The sequence below is a fragment of the Blattabacterium sp. (Cryptocercus punctulatus) str. Cpu genome, from assembly GCF_000236405.1.
Taxonomy (GTDB): Bacteria; Bacteroidota; Bacteroidia; order Flavobacteriales; family Blattabacteriaceae; genus Blattabacterium; species Blattabacterium punctulatus.
This window is the reverse complement of the sequence record NC_016621.1, coordinates 1-19,738: the sequence shown is the minus strand read 5'-3', so window position 1 is coordinate 19,738 and position 19,738 is coordinate 1. Positions and strand designations below refer to the sequence as shown.

Here is a 19,738-nt window from a genome sequence, read left to right as displayed (position 1 = left end):
AAAATCATAATATTTAACTTTATTATTGACTTTTTTTACAAGATTTATAAATTTTTTTTAAATAAGTTTGAATTGTATTTTCTAATCCCATGTAAAGAGAATCACTAATCAAAGAATGACCTATAGATACTTCTTCTATATTTGGAATTTTTTCAATAAAAAAAGAAATATTTTCTAAATTTAAATCATGTCCAGCATTCACTAATAAATGATAATTCATAGCTTCTTTTGCTGTCATAATATAAGGCTGAATACAATCCCATTTTTTATTGGCGTATCCTATCGAAAAATTTTTAGTATATAACTCTATTCTATCGGCACCTGTATTAGCCGCAAATGGAACTAATTTTGGATTTGGATCTAAAAATATAGAAGTCCGAATTCCATGATCTTTCAACTTATTAATTTTTTCAGTTAATAAATCTTGATAAAGAATTGTATTCCATCCTGAATTTGATGTGATTACATTTTCTAAATCAGGTACTAATGTCACTTGATTTGGTAAAATATCCAATACTAATTTCATGAATTTATTGATAGGATTTCCTTCAATGTTTAATTCAGTTGTAATAATAGATTTTATATCATAAACATCCTTATAGGATATATGCCTTTCATCAGGACGTGGATGAATAGTAATTCCATTCGCACCAAATTTCTGAATATCTATCGCAACTTGTAAAACATTGGGAATATTCCCTCCTCTTGAATTTCTTAATGTTGCTATTTTATTTAAATTAACACTTAATTTTACCATATTTTTATCGTTTTAATTAAGGAGAAATATTTGTAGTTACTTGTGTTACTTTTAAGCTAAATTCTTTAGCAGCTGTTAATAAATGATCAAAAACACTAGCTTGTATTTGTTCATATTTTACAGATTCAGAAGTATTCGTAAAACAATATAATTCTATCGGAAGACCATAAGGTGTAGGATTCAAATGTCTAACCATCAAAGTTTCTGATTGAGATATTTTAGGGTGTTGATGTAAATATGATAATGCATATTGACGAAAAATTCCAATGTTAGTTAATTTTCTTCCATTAATATTTATATTAAGATCAATATTTTTATCTTTATTAAAAATTTCTATTTCTTTTTGTTTTCTATGAATATAATTTTTTATCAAATAAAAATGTTGAAATTTTTCTAAACTTTCTGAATTACAAAACTGAAATGATTGTATACTAAATAAAATAGATCTTTTTATTCTACGTATATTTTTTTTACGCATTACCTCAAAATTAGTTACTGCAGTAGATATAAGATCATAAGTCGGTACACTTGTAATAGTTTTATCAAAATTTTCTATTTTTGCAGAAGTTAAATTTATTTCTATTACAGTTCCTTCTATACTATATTTATGTATTCCTATCCAATCTCCTACTTTAATCATTTTAGTAGAAGCCATCTGGACTCCAGATACAAATCCTAGAATTGTATCCCTAAAAACTAGTATAACAATAGCAGTTATTGCTCCTAAACTAGTAAGAACGGTAATAAGATCATTTTTTGTTAAAATAGAAATAATTATCAAAACACAAAACATAACCGATATTATTTTTAATAATTGCGAAAAAGAACGGACTGCAATGGTTTGATGACTATTTTCACTAGTCGAAATTCTCATAATTGAATTAACTACTCTAATCAAAAATTGTAAAATTATCAATACAAATAATATATCAAATATTTTTTCTATATATAGAATAATTTTAGGATAGTTTTTAAAAACTGGGTTGATTAAAATAAATCCAATTGATAATGGAAAAAAATGTGCTAAACTATCAAAAACTTTATTTTCATATAATATATTATCCCAAACAAAGTGAGTAGAAATTATAATCCTCCTACCTATAAAACGAACTACTTTATTAAAAATAAATTCCAAAATAATTAATAAACCAGTAAATAAAAATATTTTACCAATTATTATAAAAGCTATACTACCCCATTTTTTTAAAAAAAAATTGTTAGTAAATTCATAAAAAATCCATTTATATTGAATATTAATTTTTAATATTTCCATAATAATTTTTAAAAAATATAGATTAATTTCTCTATTATTCAAATTAACTTCTTTTAGTATTATAAGTTATTTTCAATAAATTTTATCCTTTCTTGGTATATTGAAGAATATAATAGATATTGAATTACGTTATAAAATATAAAAGATAAAAAATTTTGATTTAAGTTTTAAATTTAAAAATTATGGATAATGAAGCTTTAATAGATTCTTTTTCAGATTTTAAATATGCAAAAAACATAGATAGAGTAAGTTTAATGGCCATACTAGAAGATTCTATAAGATGTGTATTAAAAAAAAAATATGATTCTTCTAAAAATTATGATATTATTGTTAATCCAGATCAAGGAGATTTAGAAATTTGGAGAAATCGTATAGTAGTTAAAAATGGGACTGTAAAAGATCCAAATAAAGAAATAGAATTATCTACAGCCCGTAAAATAGAAATGGATTTTGAAATTGGAGAAGAAGTCACCGAAAAAGTAGAATTGAAATCTATAGGGAGGAGAGCTATTTTATCTCTAAGACAAAATTTACTTTCAAAAGTAAATGAATATGATAATACTAACACCTATAAAAAAATTAAAAATAAAATAGGAGAAATTATTAATGTAGAAGTATATCATATTTTACCTAAACAAATTATAATGAAAGATGATGAACAAAATGAAATGGTTCTACCTAAACAAGAACAAATTCCAAATGATTTTTTTCGTAAAGGGGATCCTGTTAAAGTATTGGTAAAAAAAGTAGATTGGAAAGATAGTAAACCTTTGGCAATTTTGACCAGAAAAGACGAAGCTTTTTTAGAAGAACTTTTTAAATTAGAAATACCAGAAGTATCTGAAGGATTAATTACAGTGAAAAAAGTAGCACGTATTCCAGGAGAAAAAGCGAAAGTTTCCGTAGAATCTTATGATGATCGTATAGATCCGGTTGGAGCTTGTGTAGGAATGAAAGGATCTAGAATTCATCCTATTGTTAGAGAATTAAAAAACGAAAATATAGATGTTATTAATTATACTACCAATATACAATTGTATATAACAAGAGCTTTAAGTCCAGCTAAAATTTCCATGATGGAAGTAAATGAAGATCACCAATATGTAAATGTATATGTAAAATTAGAAGAAATATCCAAAGCTATTGGTAGAGGTGGGCAAAATATCCGATTAGCCAGTCAATTAACTGGATATAAAATTCATATATTTAGAGATTTTCCTTATGAAGATGATGTAGAATTAACGGAATTTTCTGATGAAATAGAACCAAAAGTTATTGAAAAATTTCATCAAGTTGGTTTAAATACCGCAAAATCTATTTTAAATTATAGAAATAACGATCTCAGTAAAAGAACTAATCTTGAAGAAAAAATTATCAAAAAAGTAATTTTTATTTTAAAAAAAGAATTTGAAGAGGAATTAAATAATATAAATATCTAATTTTTTATAGATAAATAATTTTTATCTTTATTTTTATTATTATGACTGATAAAATCAGATTAAAAAACGTATTGACTAAATTTAATATTTCCTTAAAAAGAGTCGTTAATTTTTTGAAAAAAAAAGGAATTAAAATAGAAAATAATCCTAATGCAAAAATAGAAGAAAAAATATACAAATTTATTGTACGAGAATTTAAAACTTATAAAGAAATACGAGATGCTTCTGAAAAAGTTTTTTTGCAAAAACAAATAGAAAAAGAGAAAATAAAAAAAGAATTATTAAAATCAAAATATTCTCCTAAAATCATTCGTGCAAAATCAGAAAATTTAATTGTTTTTAAAAAAATAGGAAAAATAAATATAGATACACTAGAAAAAAAACATGGAAAAAAAGAATTTTTTACAGAAAAAAAAAAGGATTTTAATAATAAAATTAGAGAAATAAATAAAAAACCTGATTCTTTTAAATCCATTCATAATAAAGATAAAAAACCTGAACATATAGATACAATCTATCAAAAATTAGATGGAGTTATGTTAACAGGAGATAGGATTGATTTATCTCAATTTGAAAAAAAACGAATAAGACTAGAAGATAAAATTAAAAAAAAACGAAAAAGAATTAAAAAAGAAATTTTTGTTGAAGATATGAAAAATATTCCTGTAAAGAAAAAACAGGAAAAAGAAAAAAAAATTTATTTTACCCATTCTTCTTATAAAAAAATTGAAAAATCAAAAAATAAAAAAAATTCACAAAAATCTGGAATTACAAAAGATCAAATTGAAAAACAAATTAAAGAAACTTTAGAAAAAATTTCTTCAAAAGGGATAAAATCAAAAGCTTCAAAAATTAGAAAAGAAAAACGTCAATACAAAAAAGAAAAAAGAATTCTTCAAAATGAAATAGAAAATAAAAAACAAGAAAAAACACTCAAAATAGCTGAATTTACAACTGTAAATGAATTATCATCTATGATGAATGTAAATGCAACAGATGTAATTATTTCTTGTATGTCTTTAGGAATTATGGTTACTATGAATCAACGATTAGATGCAGAAATAATAACACTAGTGACAGATGAATTTGGATATAATGTAGAATTTGTAGGATTAGATTTAGAAGAAATGATTCAAGATGATAAAGATTTAGAAGAAAATCTACAAAATAGACCTCCTATTATTACTGTAATGGGGCATGTAGATCATGGAAAAACCTCTTTATTGGATCATATTAGAAATACTAATGTAATTGCAGGTGAAGCTGGTGGAATTACTCAACATATAGCAGCTTATAGTGTAGAATGTGCTAATAATCAAAGTATAACTTTTTTAGATACTCCAGGTCATGAAGCATTTACAGCTATGCGTGCAAGAGGAGCACAAATTACAGATATTGCGATTATAGTTATTGCAGTAGATGATCAAGTCATGCCTCAAACAAAAGAAGCTATTAGTCATGCCCAAGCAGCTAATGTTCCTATGATATTTGTATTCAATAAAATGGATAAACCAAATGCAAAATCTGATAAAATTCGAGAACAATTAGCTAATTTAAATTTCTTAGTAGAAGAATGGGGAGGAAAATATCCGTCTCAAGAAATATCCGCAAAATTAGGAACTGGAGTGGATAAATTATTGGAAAAAGTACTTTTATTATCAGAATTATTAGATTTAAAATCAAATCCAAATAAACCTGCTGTAGGTACAGTTATAGAAGCTTCTTTAGATAAAGGTAGAGGCTATATTACTACCATTCTTTTGCAAGGTGGAACATTAAAAATAGGAGATTATGTATTAGCAGGAATTAATCATGGAAAAGTAAAAAATATTTTAGATGAACGTGGAAAATCTATTCATTCAGCAGGACCTTCCAAACCCATTACTATATTAGGATTAAATGGGGCACCTACTGCTGGGGATAAATTTAAAGTTTTTAAAGATGAAAAACTAGCTAAACAATTAGCTTCAAGAAAAGAGCAATTACAAAGAGAACAAAATATACGATCTCAAAAACATCTAACATTAGATGAAATAGGAAGAAGGATTGCCTTAGGGGATTTTAAAGAATTAAAAATAATTCTTAAAGGTGATGTAGATGGCTCTGTAGAAGCTATTTCGGATGCATTACAAAAATTATCTACAAATACCATTATGGTTAATATTATCTATAAAGGAGTAGGACAAATTACAGAATCCGATGTATTATTGGCGAGTGCTTCAGATGCCGTTATAATAGGATTTAATGTTCGTCCAAATAATGGATCTAAAAATATAGCAAAAAAAGAAGATATAGAAATACGTACTTATTCAATTATATACAATATTATTAATGATCTTCAAGAAGCTATGGATGGAATGTTATCTCCTGAAATAAGAGAAAAAATATTAGGAAATGCAGAGATAAGAGAAATTTTTAAAATTTCAAAAACTGGTAATATAGCTGGATGCATGGTAATAGAAGGAAAATTATTACGTCAAGGAAAAGTAAGATTAATTAGAGATGGAATAGTTATATTCCAAAATGGGGAATTGACTTCTTTAAAACGTTTTAAAGAAGATGTTAAAGAAGTATCTAAAGGATATGAATGTGGTTTAGGAATCAAAGATTATCATAATATTAGACATGGAGATATCGTTGAGGTTTATGAAGAATTATCTACTACTAATAATAAAAAAAGTTAATATGCTTTACCGAACACATAATTGCGGAGAATTATGTAAAAAAGATATTGGTAAAAAAGTTGTTTTATCTGGTTGGATTCAAAAAATAAGAAATTTAGGATCCTTAATTTTTATAGATATTAGAGATTATTTTGGAATAATACAACTTGTTTTTTCAAAAAATTTAATACAAAATCACTTTGATTTAGGAAAAGAATTTCTCATTAAAGTTAATGGAAAAGTAGTAAAAAAAAAATCTAAAAATTACAATATATCTACAGGAGAAATAGAAATTTTAGTTTCTAAATTAGAAATATTGAATCCATCTATTCTCCCACCTTTTATTATAGAAGATAAAACAGATGGAGATGAAGAATGTCGTATGAAATATAGATATCTTGACATCCGAAGAAATCCTATAAAAAATAATTTGATACTTCGTCATAAGATATCTATAGAAATACGAAATTTTCTTTCTAAAAATGGATTTATAGAGATAGAAACTCCTTTATTGATAAACCATACTCCAGAAGGAGCTAGAAGTTTTGTAGTTCCTTCTAGAATTCATTCCGGTAAATTTTATTCTTTACCTCAATCTCCTCAACTATTTAAACAATTATTGATGATAGGAGGAATAGATAAATATTTTCAAATTGTAAAATGTTTTCGAGATGAAGATTCTCGTTCTGATCGTCAAATTGAATTTACACAAATAGATTGTGAAATGTCCTTTGTAGAGGTTAATGAAATTCTTCTTTTTTTTGAATATTTTATTAAATATATATTCAAAAAAATAAAAAATATTCAATTAGAACCTTTTACTTGTATTACTTATTCTGACGCAATGACAAAATATGGAACTGAAACCCCGGACCTCCGTTTTATAATAAAAATTTTAGATATAAATAATTTTATTCAAAAAAATGAATTTGAATATTTTCAAAAAAAAAAATTTATAATAGTAATTAACGTACTAAAATGCAGTCATTATACATATGATCAAATTCATTCAATAATCAAATCGATTAAACAATCCAAAATAGAAGATAAAGAAATTTTTTGGGTAAAATTTTTTCCTGATAAAACATTTTTTTATTCAAAAAAAAAATTATTTACTAGAGAAAATTTAGTGAAAATTATAAATAATATAGATTCTAATCCTGGTGATTTATTATTTATTTTTTTTGAAAAAAAAATACAAACAAAAATAAAACTTAATAAATTACGTATAGATATATCAAATTGCTTAAATATTCTAAAAAATTATCAAATATTTAAACCTTTATGGATTATAGATTTACCTCTTTTAGAATGGAATGAAAAATTCCAAAGATATAGGTCTTTTCATCATCCTTTTACTAGTCCAAAAAAAGAAGATATACATTTATTGGAAAAATTTCCAGGTAATATTCGTTCTAAATCCTATGATTTAATTATTAATGGTGTAGAAATAGGTGGTGGATCTATACGTATTCATGATAAAAAAATACAAAATTTAATTTTCAAACATTTAGGATTATCCATAAAAGAAATAAAATCTGAATTTGGTTTTTTAATTAAAGCTCTTGAATATGGTGCCCCTCCTCATGGAGGAATTGCATTTGGATTAGATAGATTATTATCTGTTTTGGAAGGAAAAGGGAATATAAAAGATTTTATTGCTTTTCCAAAAAATAATTCTGGAAAAGATATTATGGTTAATTCTCCATCTTTTTTAAAAGAAAAAAAGTTAAAAGAATTGAATATATAAAAAAATATACATTAATCTTTATGATTTTTATATCTTAAATAAGATTCTTTATAAATAGAAATTGCTATATCTTTATTTTTCCAATCACCTATGATCACTTTCTTATTTTCTAAATCTTTATATACTAGAAAAAAATGTTCAATTTCTTTTTTAGCATGAAAAGAAATTTCATCAATATCGTTAATTATATTATAATTTGGATCTGAAATAGGAACAGAAATAATTTTTTCATCTTCTCCATTTTCATCAGTCATAAAAAAAATACCAATTGGTTTTACTCTGATCAAACATCCTGGAATAGTTGGTTCAGTTAAAAAAACTAAAACGTCTAATGGGTCTCCATCTTTTGAAAGAGTTTTTGGAATAAAACCATAATCTGTTGGATAACTCATAGGAGAGTACAATACCCGATCTAATCGAATTAAATTATTTTTTTTATCAAACTCATATTTATTTCTACTTCCTTTAGGAATTTCGATAAATACATCAAAATTTATTTTCATATTATTGTTGTATAACATTTATATTCTTCTAAATATAAGGCAACTTTTTTAACAAATCCACCTCCGAGGATACCATCTATTACACGATGATCATAAGAATGAGATAAATAAATCTTATGTCTTATTCCAATAAAATCTCCTTCTGGTTTTTCTATAACAGATAATTTTTTTTGTATTAATCCTATTCCCATAATAGCAACTTGAGGTTGATGTATAATAGGAGTTCCAAATAGATTTCCAAAACTTCCTATATTACTAATAGTATAGGTACCTCCTTGAGTTTCTTCAGGTTTTAATTGATTAGATTTAGCTCTTTTTATTAAATTATTGATAATTTTGATTAATCCCCCCAAACTATAAGAATCTGCATTTTTAATCACAGGAACAATGAGATTACCATTAGGTAATGCTATAGCTAATCCTATATGAATATTTTTTTTTTTTATAATATTAGTTCCATTGACAGATATATTTATCATAGGAAAATCTTTTATAGCTTTCACTACACATTCTACAAATATAGACATCAAAGTCAATTTTTCTCCTGTATTTTTCTTAAAAATATCCTTCATTTTATCTCTCCATTTGACTATGTTTGTAACATCAGCTTCAACAAAAGATGTTACATGAGCAGATATTTTTTTACTAGTAACCATATGAGATGAAGTTATTTTACGAATTCTATCCATTTCTACTATAGTTTCGTTTTCATCTTCGTTATTCTGCTGATTATTATTTATGATACAATAAGTAGGAGATAAAATAGTATCATTTTTCCTAACTATTTTTTTTTCTTTTTTATTTTTAATATATTTTATAATATCATTTTTATTAATTATTCCATTTTTTCCAGTACCTTCTATAAATTCTAATTCATCAAAATTAATCCCTTCTTGTTTAGCAATGGTACGTACAAAAGGGGAATAAAATCGTTTTTTATTTTCTAGATAAATTTCTTTATCTTCTATTTCTAAAATAGCTATAGAACTTCCTACTTTAGCTACTTCATTTGTAGAAAATAATTTTTTTTTCAGTATTCCATTTACTGGAGAAGTAATTTCCGAATCTACTTTATCCGTAGAAATTTCTACTAATAAATCTTCTTTTTTTATATAATCTCCTTCTTTTTTTAACCAACGAATAATAGTAGCCTCAGCTATACTTTCACCCATGGATGGAAGAATTAAATTATACTCGGACATCTAAATTTATCGTTTTATATATATTATTTTTATTTTTGTTTAATCAAAAATAATAAATTCATTTCAAAAAATGAAAATTCTTTCGTTAAATCAAATTAAAAAAATAGATCAATATTGTATTGATAACGAAGATATTTCTTCTATAGAATTAATAGAAAGATCTGCAAAAAGTTGTTTAAATTGGATTATTCATAATTATCATAATATTCAAAAAGTTATACTATTAGCAGGAAATGGAAAAAATGGTGGAGATGGACTTTCCTTAGCAAGAATGTTATCTAAACAATATGGGAATAGTACGGTAATAACTATATATATTCTTAATATTTCTAATCATTTTTCTCCAGAATTTATCATTAATAAAAATAAAATACTAAAATATGGAGGAATAAAATTGAAAACTATTCATGAGGGAGAAGAATTTCCTATTTTTTTAGATAATAAAGATAGTCTACTTATTGATGCAATTTTTGGAATTGGATTGAATAGACCTATAAAAAAATATTGGAAATCTTTTTTTAATTATATTAATGAAAATAAATTTATATCCGTTATTTCTATAGATATTCCATCAGGCCTTTTTATGGAAAAAAATCAAAATAATTTTGAAGGAATTATAAAAGCTACTCATACATTAACTTTTAAAAGTCCTAAATTACCTTTTTTTTTATCAGATTATGCTAACTATATTGGAAAATGGCATTTATTGAATATTGGATATAAAAAATCATATACAAATGAAATGTATGTAAAAAATTTTTATATCGATGATATTTTTATTAAATCCATATATAAAAAAAGAAAAAAATTTTCTCATAAAGGTACCTATGGTCATGGACTACTTATTGGAGGATATCATGGAATGATTGGATCTATGGCTCTTTCTTCAAAAGCAAGTTTTCGAATTGGTATTGGAAAATTGAGTATATATGTACCACGTTGTGGATATCAAATTTTACAAATTCTCATACCAGAAGCTATTATAAATACAGATTCCGAAGATAAATTTATAAGTAATATACCTATTAATATTCATGTAAATGCGATAGGTATAGGAATGGGTATGGGAAAAAAAACTATAACTGCATATGCATTAGAATCTTTTTTTTTAAAAAATAAAAAAAATAAAATACCTATGGTCATAGATGCTGATGCCATAAATATATTAGCCAATCGATTCAAAATAATAAATTTTATACCAGAAAAAACTATTTTTACTCCACATACAAAAGAATTTAGAAGATTATGTGGTCCATGGAAAAATGATTATCAAAAATTAAAATTATTAAAAAAATTTTCTAAAAAATATAAAATTTACATTGTATTAAAAGGAGCACATACAGTTATTTCAACTCCTAATGGAAATCTTTATTTTAATAGCACTGGAAATCCAGGAATGGCTACCGCAGGAAGTGGAGATGTATTAAGTGGAATGATTACGGGTTTATTAGCTCAAGGATATACACCCAAACAATCTTGTATTATGGGGGTATACTTACATGGGTTAGCAGGAGATATAGCTTCAATAGAAAAAAATGAAGAATCTATAATAGCGGAAGATATCATAAATTATATAGGAAAATCTTATCAAAAAATAAAAATGTATAAAAAAAAATAAATATTCAAATCTTATTTTTTATATAAAAACGAAATATTGTTGTATAAATGAAAATTATTATTACTGTTAATAAACTTATCTTAGCAAGATAATCTCCATTTTTTGTATAAAAGGTCATCCTTCTATTAATGATAACTTTATCGGATAATATTCCCTTTTTTCCATAAGGAATAGAAGAAATTATTTCTCCTTTTTCATTAATAAAACAAGATACTCCTGTGTTGGAAGATCTAGCTATATACTTTCTATTTTCAATTGCTCTAAGACGAGCATAATAAAGGTGTTGTTTGTATCCTTGTGATCTACCCCACCATCCATCATTAGTTATTATTACTATAAAATCCGCATTATTTTTTTTAATAAATTTAGATACGTATTCTCCAAAAATAGATTCATAGCAAATGATAGGAACTACTTTAATTCCAAAATTAGGATGTATAAATATATCGGAAAAAGGATCTTTTGATTTTCCATGTTCCATTATACTTCCTCCAAAATTAAGTAAAATATCCCCTAATATAGGGCAAAGAATTTTTTTATAAGGAAAAGTTTCTACAGCTGGTACTAGTTTTGATTTATGATGAATTTTTGTATTTTCAGATCCCCCAATTTGAATTATAGAATTAAATAAATCCAACCATCGTATATTATTTTCATATTCCAAAAAAATGGGAGTAGAAGTTTTACTTCTATTCCATTTATGATATAAAGCATATAATTCTACTCCTGTAATAAATACGGTTTTTGGATAAAATCTACTGAGATAATTTCTAAATATTGAAATAGTTCTATCTTTTTCGATATTTTCCATAGAAATTTTTTTACCTTTTCCAGGTAAAACTGTTTCTGGAGCTATAATAAATGTTTTTTTTTTAAAAGATATTTTTTTATCCATTAATTTTTTCAATCGAAAAATTAATTTATCCGTAGAAATTTTATACTTCTGATAATATGGATCAATATTAGGTTGTAAAATGAATACTTCTACAGATCCATCATTTTTTTCTTCATATTTCAAATATATATAGTTTGAAATAAAAATTAGTAAAAATATTTTTCCTACATTTATAAAAATTTTTTTGTATAATTTTAGTTGATTATTATTTGTTTGATATTCTATAATAGAATTCATTAATCCTATATTAACACTCCATATCCAAATGCTACCCCCTAAAGATCCCGTATATTCATACCATTGTATCCAATCAATATGATTAGAAAATCCATTTCCTAAATTTAACCAAGGCCAAGATAATTCCCATTCTAAATGCATTTTTTCAAATGATATCCATATACAAATTAAGAATATATATCCTATCTTTTTATTGTCTACACTTTTTTTTATCCATGAAAAAAAAATGAATACCATTGACATAAAAAAAGCATTACAAAATACAGGAATTAAATAAGCTTCTATCGCAAAATCACCATTAGGTCTTTTTGCATAAGATAACCACCATGTAGAAATCGCATTCCAGATTAAAAAACTAAGAAAAGAAAATATAAAAATTAAAAAGATAATTTTTTTGGAATAGAAAAAAGAATTACTCAAACTTTCTTCTATATATAATAAAGGAATAAAAGCTATGAATAAAAATAAGGGATTCCCATTAGTAGGCCATCCTAATCCCAATAAAATTCCAGAAAGTATACTATAGAAAAAAAATAATTTATAATGCAATTTAAAAATAAATTTTTGTATAAAAAGTGGAGCTGACGGGATTCGAACCCGTGTCCAAACAAATATTATAAAGGAATTCTACATACTTATCCAAAGCTTATTTTTTCAGATTAAAATCGGACTTTGGATCCAAAATAAAATCCTAGATTCCAAAATTATAATTAGAAAACTTTAGAATCATCCATTTTCTAATCCTTATATTTTGAGTACCTCTATATCAGAAACTATAAGAAAAATTACTGAGAGATATTTTACTTCTGTATCTTACAGATTAAGCTATAATGATATTTCATTAAGCAGCAAAAGCGTATTGTTTTTCGCCATTTATATATTTGTAACGCTTTTATTTACGTGTAATACCTTACGTGACACGGTATGCTATCCTTCATAAATAATCTTGCTGTCTATTCCAAAATCAGCCCCTATTTATTTAATAATTTTAATCAAAAAAAAAATTCTAATGAAATATACAAATTTTTTGAAAAATCTTAAATATATACTACAAATTTTTTTAGGGATAAATAGTGTTGCTTTTGGATTAGAAAGTTTTCTTATTCCAAATTCTTTTATAGATGGAGGAATAATGGGTATTTCTTTACTGTTAAATATGCTAACTCCATTAAAATTACAATTTTTATTAATTTTTTTAAATTTTCCTTTTATTATTTTAGGATATAAACATATAGGACATGATTTTGCTATAAAAACTTTGATTTCTATGTTTTTATTATCATTAGTTTTAATAACTATTAATTTTCCAATTTTAACAAAAGATAAAATGTTAGCTTCTATTTTTGGAGGATTTTTTATAGGTTCAGGAATAGGATTAACTATTAGGGGCGGTGGAGTTTTAGATGGCACTGAAGTATTCGCTATTTATGTAAGTAGAAAAATAAGTTATTTTTCTGTAAGTGATATTATCATATTAATTAATATTTCCATTTTTTTAATATCTTCTTTTTATCTATCAATAGAATCCGCTTTTTATTCAATATTAAGTTATTTAGTAGCAGCTAAAACTATTGATTTTATTATAGATGGAATAGAAGAATATACCAGTGTTACTATTATAACTGATAAATCAAAAAAAATACATCAGATGATTAAAAAACTAGGATTTGGAGTAACCATTTATAATGGAAAAAGTGGATATAATATGAAAAAATTGAATATTATATATACAATAGTCACTCGTTTAGAAATAAATAAACTTAAAATAGAAATAGAAAAAATAGATTCTAAAGCTTTTATTATTACACAAAATATTAAAAATACGCAAGGTGGTATGGTAAAAAAAAGACCTTTTCATTAATATGTATTTCATATTATATTTCAGATTAAATTAGTTTGATCTGAAGAATCTAATCGAATAAAAATAAATAGTAAAACAGTAAAAGACCAAATAGAAGATCCTCCATAACTAAAAAATGGGAAAACGATTCCTATTGTTGGAAATAAACCCATAACCATTCCTAAATTTAGGATAATATGGATAAAAAAAATATTTCCTACAGAATATCCAAAAATTCTTCCAAAAATATCTTTTTGCCTTTCAGATAAAAAATAAATCCGACTAATAAACCATAAATAAAATATAATTATAATAAAACTTCCTATGAATCCCCATTCTTCTCCTACAGTACAAAAAATATAATCTGTATGTTGTTCAGGAACAAATTTTCCTTTTGTAATGGTCCCTTTTTGATATCCTTTTCCAAAAAATTTTCCAGATCCAATAGCAGTTTTGGAATATAAAAGATTATATCCTATATTTTCTCTATATTTTTTATCAAATTCGTTTTTAAATAGGATATTTATTCTATCTCTATGATGTTTTTTCAATAATTTTTTATAAAAAAATGGAGATACAAAAACAAAAGTAGAAAAAATTATAAAGAAAAAAATAGAAAATAATAAATCATTTATGGTTTTTTTTTTTAAAAAAAGAATCAGTATAAAAATAAAAAAAAGAAAGAATACAAGGATACAAGGTGAAATGTTTAACGAAAGTACGAATAAAAAAACTAAAAATAATAGATAAAATATAAAAATTACAGATAATCCTTCTCTATATAAAGTTAGAATAAATGAAGAAAAAACTATAGAAGTACCTGGATCAGGTTGAAAAAATATGAATAATGTAGGTAATATTACTATTATAAATATATATAATAATGTATTTTTATTTTTTTGAATATTTTCTTGACTCATAATACGAGCTATCATCAAAGAAGTCGAAATTTTAGATAATTCAGAAGGTTGAAAACTAATAGGACCAAAAACATACCAAGATTTTGATCCATTTATATTTTTACCAAAAAAAAATACGCCGATCAAAAGAAATAACGTAAATAAAAAAAATAATGGAGAAAAATATTTATAATGTATTGGTTTAAATAAAAAAACTATAAATATGAAAATAAAACTAAATATAATCCATATCAATTGTTTTTCCGCTTTTTCATAAGAAACAGAACATAGGTTCATATATCCAAAAAAAATCATAAAAATATAAATTATTACAATCCACCAATCAATATTTACTAATAATGTTTTATTTCTTTTTATCAATAGAATATTTTGTATTTTTTTTATTATAACCTTTCATCTTTGCTATAGAATCGTATACTATTTTTAACCCTGAATTCATTATTTTTTTCTCAAGATTTTTTCTATATACATTATTATTAATATATTTTTCTGCAATAAGACTAGCTATAGGGCCTGCCCAACGAGATCCAAATCCACCATTTTCTATTATAACTGAAATAGCTATTTTAGGATTTTCTACTGGAGCAAATAAAATAAAAACAGAGTGATCAGGAAGAGTAATAGTATTATGATTAATTTTAATAAAATTTTGTGCAGTACCTGTTTTTCCAGCCATTCTAATATCTGAAGATTTAAAACTTTTTCCAGTTCCAATTGCAAAAACTTTTTCCATACCATGAATAATGTAATCAAAATACTTACTTTTTACTTTAGTATATTTAGCAAAAGTATAGTTTAAATTAGAAATAGGTTGATTATTAATATATTTTACAATATGTGGAGTATAAAAAAAACCTTTATTTGCTATAGCACAAACCATATTAGCTAATTGAATAGGAGTTACATTAATTTCTCCTTGTCCAATACTATTTGAAATAATAGTAAGAGCATTCCATTTGGAATATCCATATTTTTTATTGTAATAATCTCCAGATGGGATCATTCCTTTTTCTCCAGTAGCTAAATCATTATACAAATAATTTCCAAATCCAAAACTTTTAATAATTTCACACCATTCATTAACACTTTTCGTTATATTTTTTGGATATTTTTCAATTACACGTTTATAAACTTGTGCAAAGTAATTGTTACAAGATACAGCAACAGCAGTTTCTATCCCTATTGGAAATCTATGATATCCAGAATGACAATGAATTCTTTTTTTTCCAAACTTAAATCCATTATAGCATATAAAATGGGTTTTTGTATTTACTACACCCATTTGAAGACCTGCTAATTCTGTTAACAATTTAAATGGTGATGCGGGAGGATAACGTGCTTGTGTCGTTCTATCAAATAATGGATAATCTATTGTATTTTTAATTAATCTTTTAAATTCTTTAGAACGATGTATCCCTACGAATAAATTAGGATTATTAATTGGACTGGATACTAAAGATAATATTTCTCCATTTTTAGGATTAATAGCTACTATTCCACCTTTTTTTTGATACATTAATTGTTCTGCATATTTTTGTAGATTCCAATCGATAGTTAAAGAAATATCATTTCCACTAATAGATTTTACATTATTTTTTTTATTATTATAACTTTCTATAATACATCCATTTCTATCTTTAATCCAATATTTTATTCCTTTTTTTCCTCTTAATATTTTTTCATAAGATTTTTCTACTCCAGCCCATCCTATAAAATCTCCCATTTGATAATAATTCGATTCTTTTTTAATATTTTTTTGATTTACCTCGCCTATATATCCTAAAATATTTGCCGAACTTTCTACTTTATAATCTCTAAGAGAACGTTTAGTCCAATCAAATCCTTTATATTTATAAAGTTTTTCTTGTATAGTAGCAAATTTTTCCTTTGAAATAAAAGGAATAAAAACAGAAGGTAAATATTTAGAATAAGCTTTTGCTTTATTTAAATTTTTATGAAAAGTATCTTTTTTTATTCCTAGAAGATTACAGAATTCTATGATATTAAAATTTTCATCTATTAACATGGGGACTACTATTAATTCATAAATAGACTTATTAAATACTAATAAATTATTATTTCTATCAAAAATAGAGCCCCTTTCAGGAATAATAATTTCTTGTTTAATAGATGTATTAAATGCATTTAAAATATACTTTTCAGTATATATTTGTAGATAAAATAATCTAATTATAAAAATTAAACCTATAGAACTTAATAAAATATAAAATATATGTAATTTTTTCAATTTTTAATTTTTCTAAAAAAAAAATATACCATACATAAAATTGTAGTAAAAATACTGCTAAATATAGTTTTCAATAAAATAATTTTATTAAAAAAAGAAATTTTAAATACTTCTAATATAAATAATGAAAAATGATGAGCCAAAACTAATGAAAATATATAAAGTATTTTTCGAATAAATGGTAATTCATAAATCGAAAAATCACTTCTTGTTAGAAAATTTTTTCCGTCAAAAAATTGAAGTAATTTTAATCTAAAAAAAGCAGAAAAAGTAGTAGAAAAAGCATGATTCCCACCAGTGTTCATACAATTATCTATAATCCATCCAATTATAAAAGATAAACACAAAAATATAGATTTATTTCCATGATATGGATATGTTAATATAAAAAGTATATAAATATAAGTATACCATCCAAAAAATATAGGATTCAATATTGATATTTGAATTAAACAAAGAAAAAAAATATAAAAAACATATATGAAAAATATTCTAATAAAAATAAAATTCATTGTTCATGTTCAACTTTATAAAGTTGAATATTATTCCATTCTTTTTTGAATAAATTTTTCACAACATAAGCATTTTCTAGAGTAGAAAAATTTTCAAAAAGTTTTACTTTTATTACATAATTTGCATATTTTTCATCAAATTTATAACAAGTAACTCTCCCAATCGGTATTCCTTCAGGAAAAGTTGAAGATTTTCCATCTGTTTCTACTATTTCTCCTTTATAAAAAATAGAATGCCTAGGAATATCATATAAAACAATATATTCATGGTCCAGCCCATCCCAACTTACCGTTCCAAAATATTTATTTTTTTTTAATCTAGCATTAACTTTAATTTTTGGATTCAAAAGTGAAATAGCTATACTGAAATGTGGTGAAGTTTTTATAATTATTCCAGCTATTCCATAAGATAATATTATCCCCATATCTGTTTTAATTCCATCTAAACTTCCTTTATTAATAGTTATATAATTCTCCTGTTCATATATACTATTATTTATAATTTTTACAGGTGTATAAATATATTGTTGTAAATAATCGATATTTTTTTTTTTAAAATCTTTAGTAATTTTTTTTATTTTCGAGGATATAATAAAATGACGTAATTTTGCATTTTCATTTATAAGTTTTTCATTCTCAATATCTAAAAAAAAATAACGACGTAATCTATAAATAGATTTATAAATATTTCCAATAATAAAATTAGAAGAACCAGTATCAATATTTTGATGAAAATTATTTTTTGAAAAAGAGAGAAAAAGTGCTGTAGATTCTAATAAAATAAATAAAATAAAAAAACGCCATTTTAAAAAAAAATCACGCATAATAATATTCTAGATTTCATTATTTCATTAAAAATGTAAATTTATCAATATTTTTCAAAGCTACCCCTGTTCCTTTTACTACTGCTCTCAAAGGATCTTCTACTAAAGAAACAGAAAGTCCAGTTTTTTTAGAGATTCTTTTATCTAAACCTCTTAAAAGAGACCCCCCACCAGCCATATATATCCCCGTGTTATAAATATCTGCAGCAAGTTCTGGTGGAGTACTAGAAAGAGTCTCCATAACTGCATCTTCAATACGTAAAATAGATTTATCAAGAGCAGGAATAGTTTCTTTATAAGAAAGATTCATTTCTTTAGGTTTTCCTGTAGGTAAATCTCTTCCTTGTATACGAATATTTTCTGGGGGATTATCAATAGATTCTGCGGCTGCTCCAATGTCTATTTTAATTTTTTCTGCCGTTCTTTCTCCAATATATAAATTATATTTAGTTCTAAGAAAATAAGCTATATCATTAGTGAAAACATCTCCAGCAATTTTAATAGATTTTTGACAAACAATTCCACCTAAAGCTATTACTCCACATTCTGTAGTTCCACCACCAATATCAATAATCATATTACCTTCAGCTTTAGTTACCGATATTCCAGAACCAATTGCGGCTGCCATGGGTTCCTCAATTAAATATACTTCTTTTGCATTAAGATGTTGGGCAGAATCTTTTACGGCTCTTTTTTCTACTTCTGTTATTCCGGATGGTATACAAATAACCATAGTTAATGATGGAGTAAAAAATTTTTTATTGATACCAGGAACTTTTTTTATGAATTCTCTTATCATAAGTTCTGCAACTTGATAATCTGCAATAACTCCATCTTTTAATGGTTTATATATTTTAATATTATCATGTGTTTTTCCTTGCATTTTTTTTGCTTCTTCTCCTACAGCTAATACTTTTTTAGTTCTAACATCTATAGCAATTATTGAAGGTAAATCTACAATAACCTTATTGTTATGCATGATAAGAGTATTTGCGGTACCTAGATCTATAGCAATTTCTTGATTAAATAAATTATTGATAAAATCAACTAAACCCAT

Annotated in this window: 15 protein-coding genes and 1 other RNA gene; 5 read left to right on the top strand and 11 right to left on the bottom strand. The window is 24.3% G+C overall.

What is annotated here, in order from left to right; all coding sequences use genetic code 11:
* Positions 1-22: 22 nt before the first annotated feature.
* Both BLBCPU_RS00080 and BLBCPU_RS00075 read right to left on the bottom strand, forming a co-directional pair.
* Positions 23-757 (bottom strand): pyridoxine 5'-phosphate synthase, encoded by a 735-nt coding sequence (locus tag BLBCPU_RS00080; protein WP_014245975.1) that lies wholly within the window; start codon positions 755-757, stop codon positions 23-25.
* Between the two features lie 16 nt (positions 758-773).
* The gene (locus BLBCPU_RS00075; protein ID WP_014245974.1) at positions 774-2,030 is read right to left on the bottom strand and encodes a mechanosensitive ion channel family protein; all 1,257 of its coding nucleotides are present in this window, start codon (positions 2,028-2,030) and stop codon (positions 774-776) included.
* A gap of 182 nt (positions 2,031-2,212) precedes the next feature.
* Here BLBCPU_RS00075 and nusA point away from each other — a divergent pair, with 182 nt between their 5' ends.
* The 3 genes from nusA to aspS are packed head-to-tail and all read left to right on the top strand — an operon-like array spanning position 2,213 to position 7,882.
* The gene (nusA, locus tag BLBCPU_RS00070) at positions 2,213-3,469 is read left to right on the top strand and encodes a transcription termination factor NusA (RefSeq protein WP_014245973.1); all 1,257 of its coding nucleotides are present in this window, start codon (positions 2,213-2,215) and stop codon (positions 3,467-3,469) included.
* A gap of 41 nt (positions 3,470-3,510) precedes the next feature.
* On the top strand, positions 3,511-6,153 hold the full coding sequence (gene infB, locus BLBCPU_RS00065; protein WP_014245972.1) for a translation initiation factor IF-2: 2,643 nt from the start codon (positions 3,511-3,513) through the stop codon (positions 6,151-6,153).
* 1 nt (position 6,154) lies between these two features.
* Positions 6,155-7,882, top strand: coding sequence for an aspartate--tRNA ligase (gene aspS, locus BLBCPU_RS00060; protein ID WP_014245971.1), 1,728 nt, complete (start codon positions 6,155-6,157; stop codon positions 7,880-7,882).
* Between the two features lie 11 nt (positions 7,883-7,893).
* Here aspS and BLBCPU_RS00055 read toward each other — a convergent pair whose 3' ends face one another.
* Both BLBCPU_RS00055 and BLBCPU_RS00050 read right to left on the bottom strand, forming a co-directional pair.
* Entirely contained in the window at positions 7,894-8,385 is a 492-nt protein-coding gene (locus BLBCPU_RS00055) for an inorganic diphosphatase (RefSeq protein WP_014245970.1), read from the bottom strand.
* Positions 8,382-9,587 carry a dihydrolipoamide acetyltransferase family protein gene (locus BLBCPU_RS00050; protein WP_014245969.1) on the bottom strand — a complete coding sequence of 402 codons (1,206 nt, stop codon included), beginning with the start codon at positions 9,585-9,587 and terminating at the stop codon, positions 8,382-8,384. Before BLBCPU_RS00050 ends, BLBCPU_RS00055 begins: the two co-directional genes overlap by 4 nt.
* Before the next feature lie 70 nt (positions 9,588-9,657).
* Between BLBCPU_RS00050 and BLBCPU_RS00045 the strand changes: the two genes are divergently transcribed.
* Positions 9,658-11,205: a bifunctional ADP-dependent NAD(P)H-hydrate dehydratase/NAD(P)H-hydrate epimerase gene (locus BLBCPU_RS00045; RefSeq protein ID WP_014245968.1), complete on the top strand. Its 1,548-nt coding sequence runs from the start codon at positions 9,658-9,660 to the stop codon at positions 11,203-11,205.
* A 4-nt stretch (positions 11,206-11,209) separates the two neighbouring features.
* On the opposite strand, the gene lnt is transcribed toward BLBCPU_RS00045, so the two are convergent.
* Both lnt and ssrA read right to left on the bottom strand, forming a co-directional pair.
* Positions 11,210-12,886: an apolipoprotein N-acyltransferase gene (gene lnt / locus BLBCPU_RS00040; RefSeq protein ID WP_014245967.1), complete on the bottom strand. Its 1,677-nt coding sequence runs from the start codon at positions 12,884-12,886 to the stop codon at positions 11,210-11,212.
* Between the two features lie 24 nt (positions 12,887-12,910).
* Positions 12,911-13,309: a transfer-messenger RNA gene (gene ssrA, locus BLBCPU_RS02960) on the bottom strand.
* Positions 13,310-13,346: 37 nt separating this feature from the next.
* Here ssrA and BLBCPU_RS00035 point away from each other — a divergent pair.
* On the top strand, positions 13,347-14,198 hold the full coding sequence (locus BLBCPU_RS00035; RefSeq protein WP_014245966.1) for a YitT family protein: 852 nt from the start codon (positions 13,347-13,349) through the stop codon (positions 14,196-14,198).
* 20 nt (positions 14,199-14,218) lie between these two features.
* On the opposite strand, the gene rodA is transcribed toward BLBCPU_RS00035, so the two are convergent.
* From rodA to BLBCPU_RS00010, 5 genes are read right to left on the bottom strand one after another with little or no spacing between them, the layout of a single operon-like run.
* Positions 14,219-15,457 carry a rod shape-determining protein RodA gene (gene rodA, locus BLBCPU_RS00030; RefSeq protein ID WP_014245965.1) on the bottom strand — a complete coding sequence of 413 codons (1,239 nt, stop codon included), beginning with the start codon at positions 15,455-15,457 and terminating at the stop codon, positions 14,219-14,221.
* Positions 15,441-17,345, bottom strand: a complete 1,905-nt coding sequence (gene mrdA, locus BLBCPU_RS00025) for a penicillin-binding protein 2 (protein WP_014245964.1) — start codon at positions 17,343-17,345, stop codon at positions 15,441-15,443. Before mrdA ends, rodA begins: the two co-directional genes overlap by 17 nt.
* Positions 17,342-17,857 carry a hypothetical protein gene (locus tag BLBCPU_RS00020; RefSeq protein WP_014245963.1) on the bottom strand — a complete coding sequence of 172 codons (516 nt, stop codon included), beginning with the start codon at positions 17,855-17,857 and terminating at the stop codon, positions 17,342-17,344. The genes mrdA and BLBCPU_RS00020 overlap by 4 nt, the downstream gene beginning before the upstream one ends.
* Entirely contained in the window at positions 17,854-18,681 is an 828-nt protein-coding gene (gene mreC, locus BLBCPU_RS00015) for a rod shape-determining protein MreC (RefSeq protein ID WP_014245962.1), read from the bottom strand. The genes BLBCPU_RS00020 and mreC overlap by 4 nt, the downstream gene beginning before the upstream one ends.
* Before the next feature lie 19 nt (positions 18,682-18,700).
* Complete coding sequence (locus tag BLBCPU_RS00010; protein ID WP_014245961.1) at positions 18,701-19,738, bottom strand: rod shape-determining protein; 1,038 nt, start codon at positions 19,736-19,738, stop codon at positions 18,701-18,703.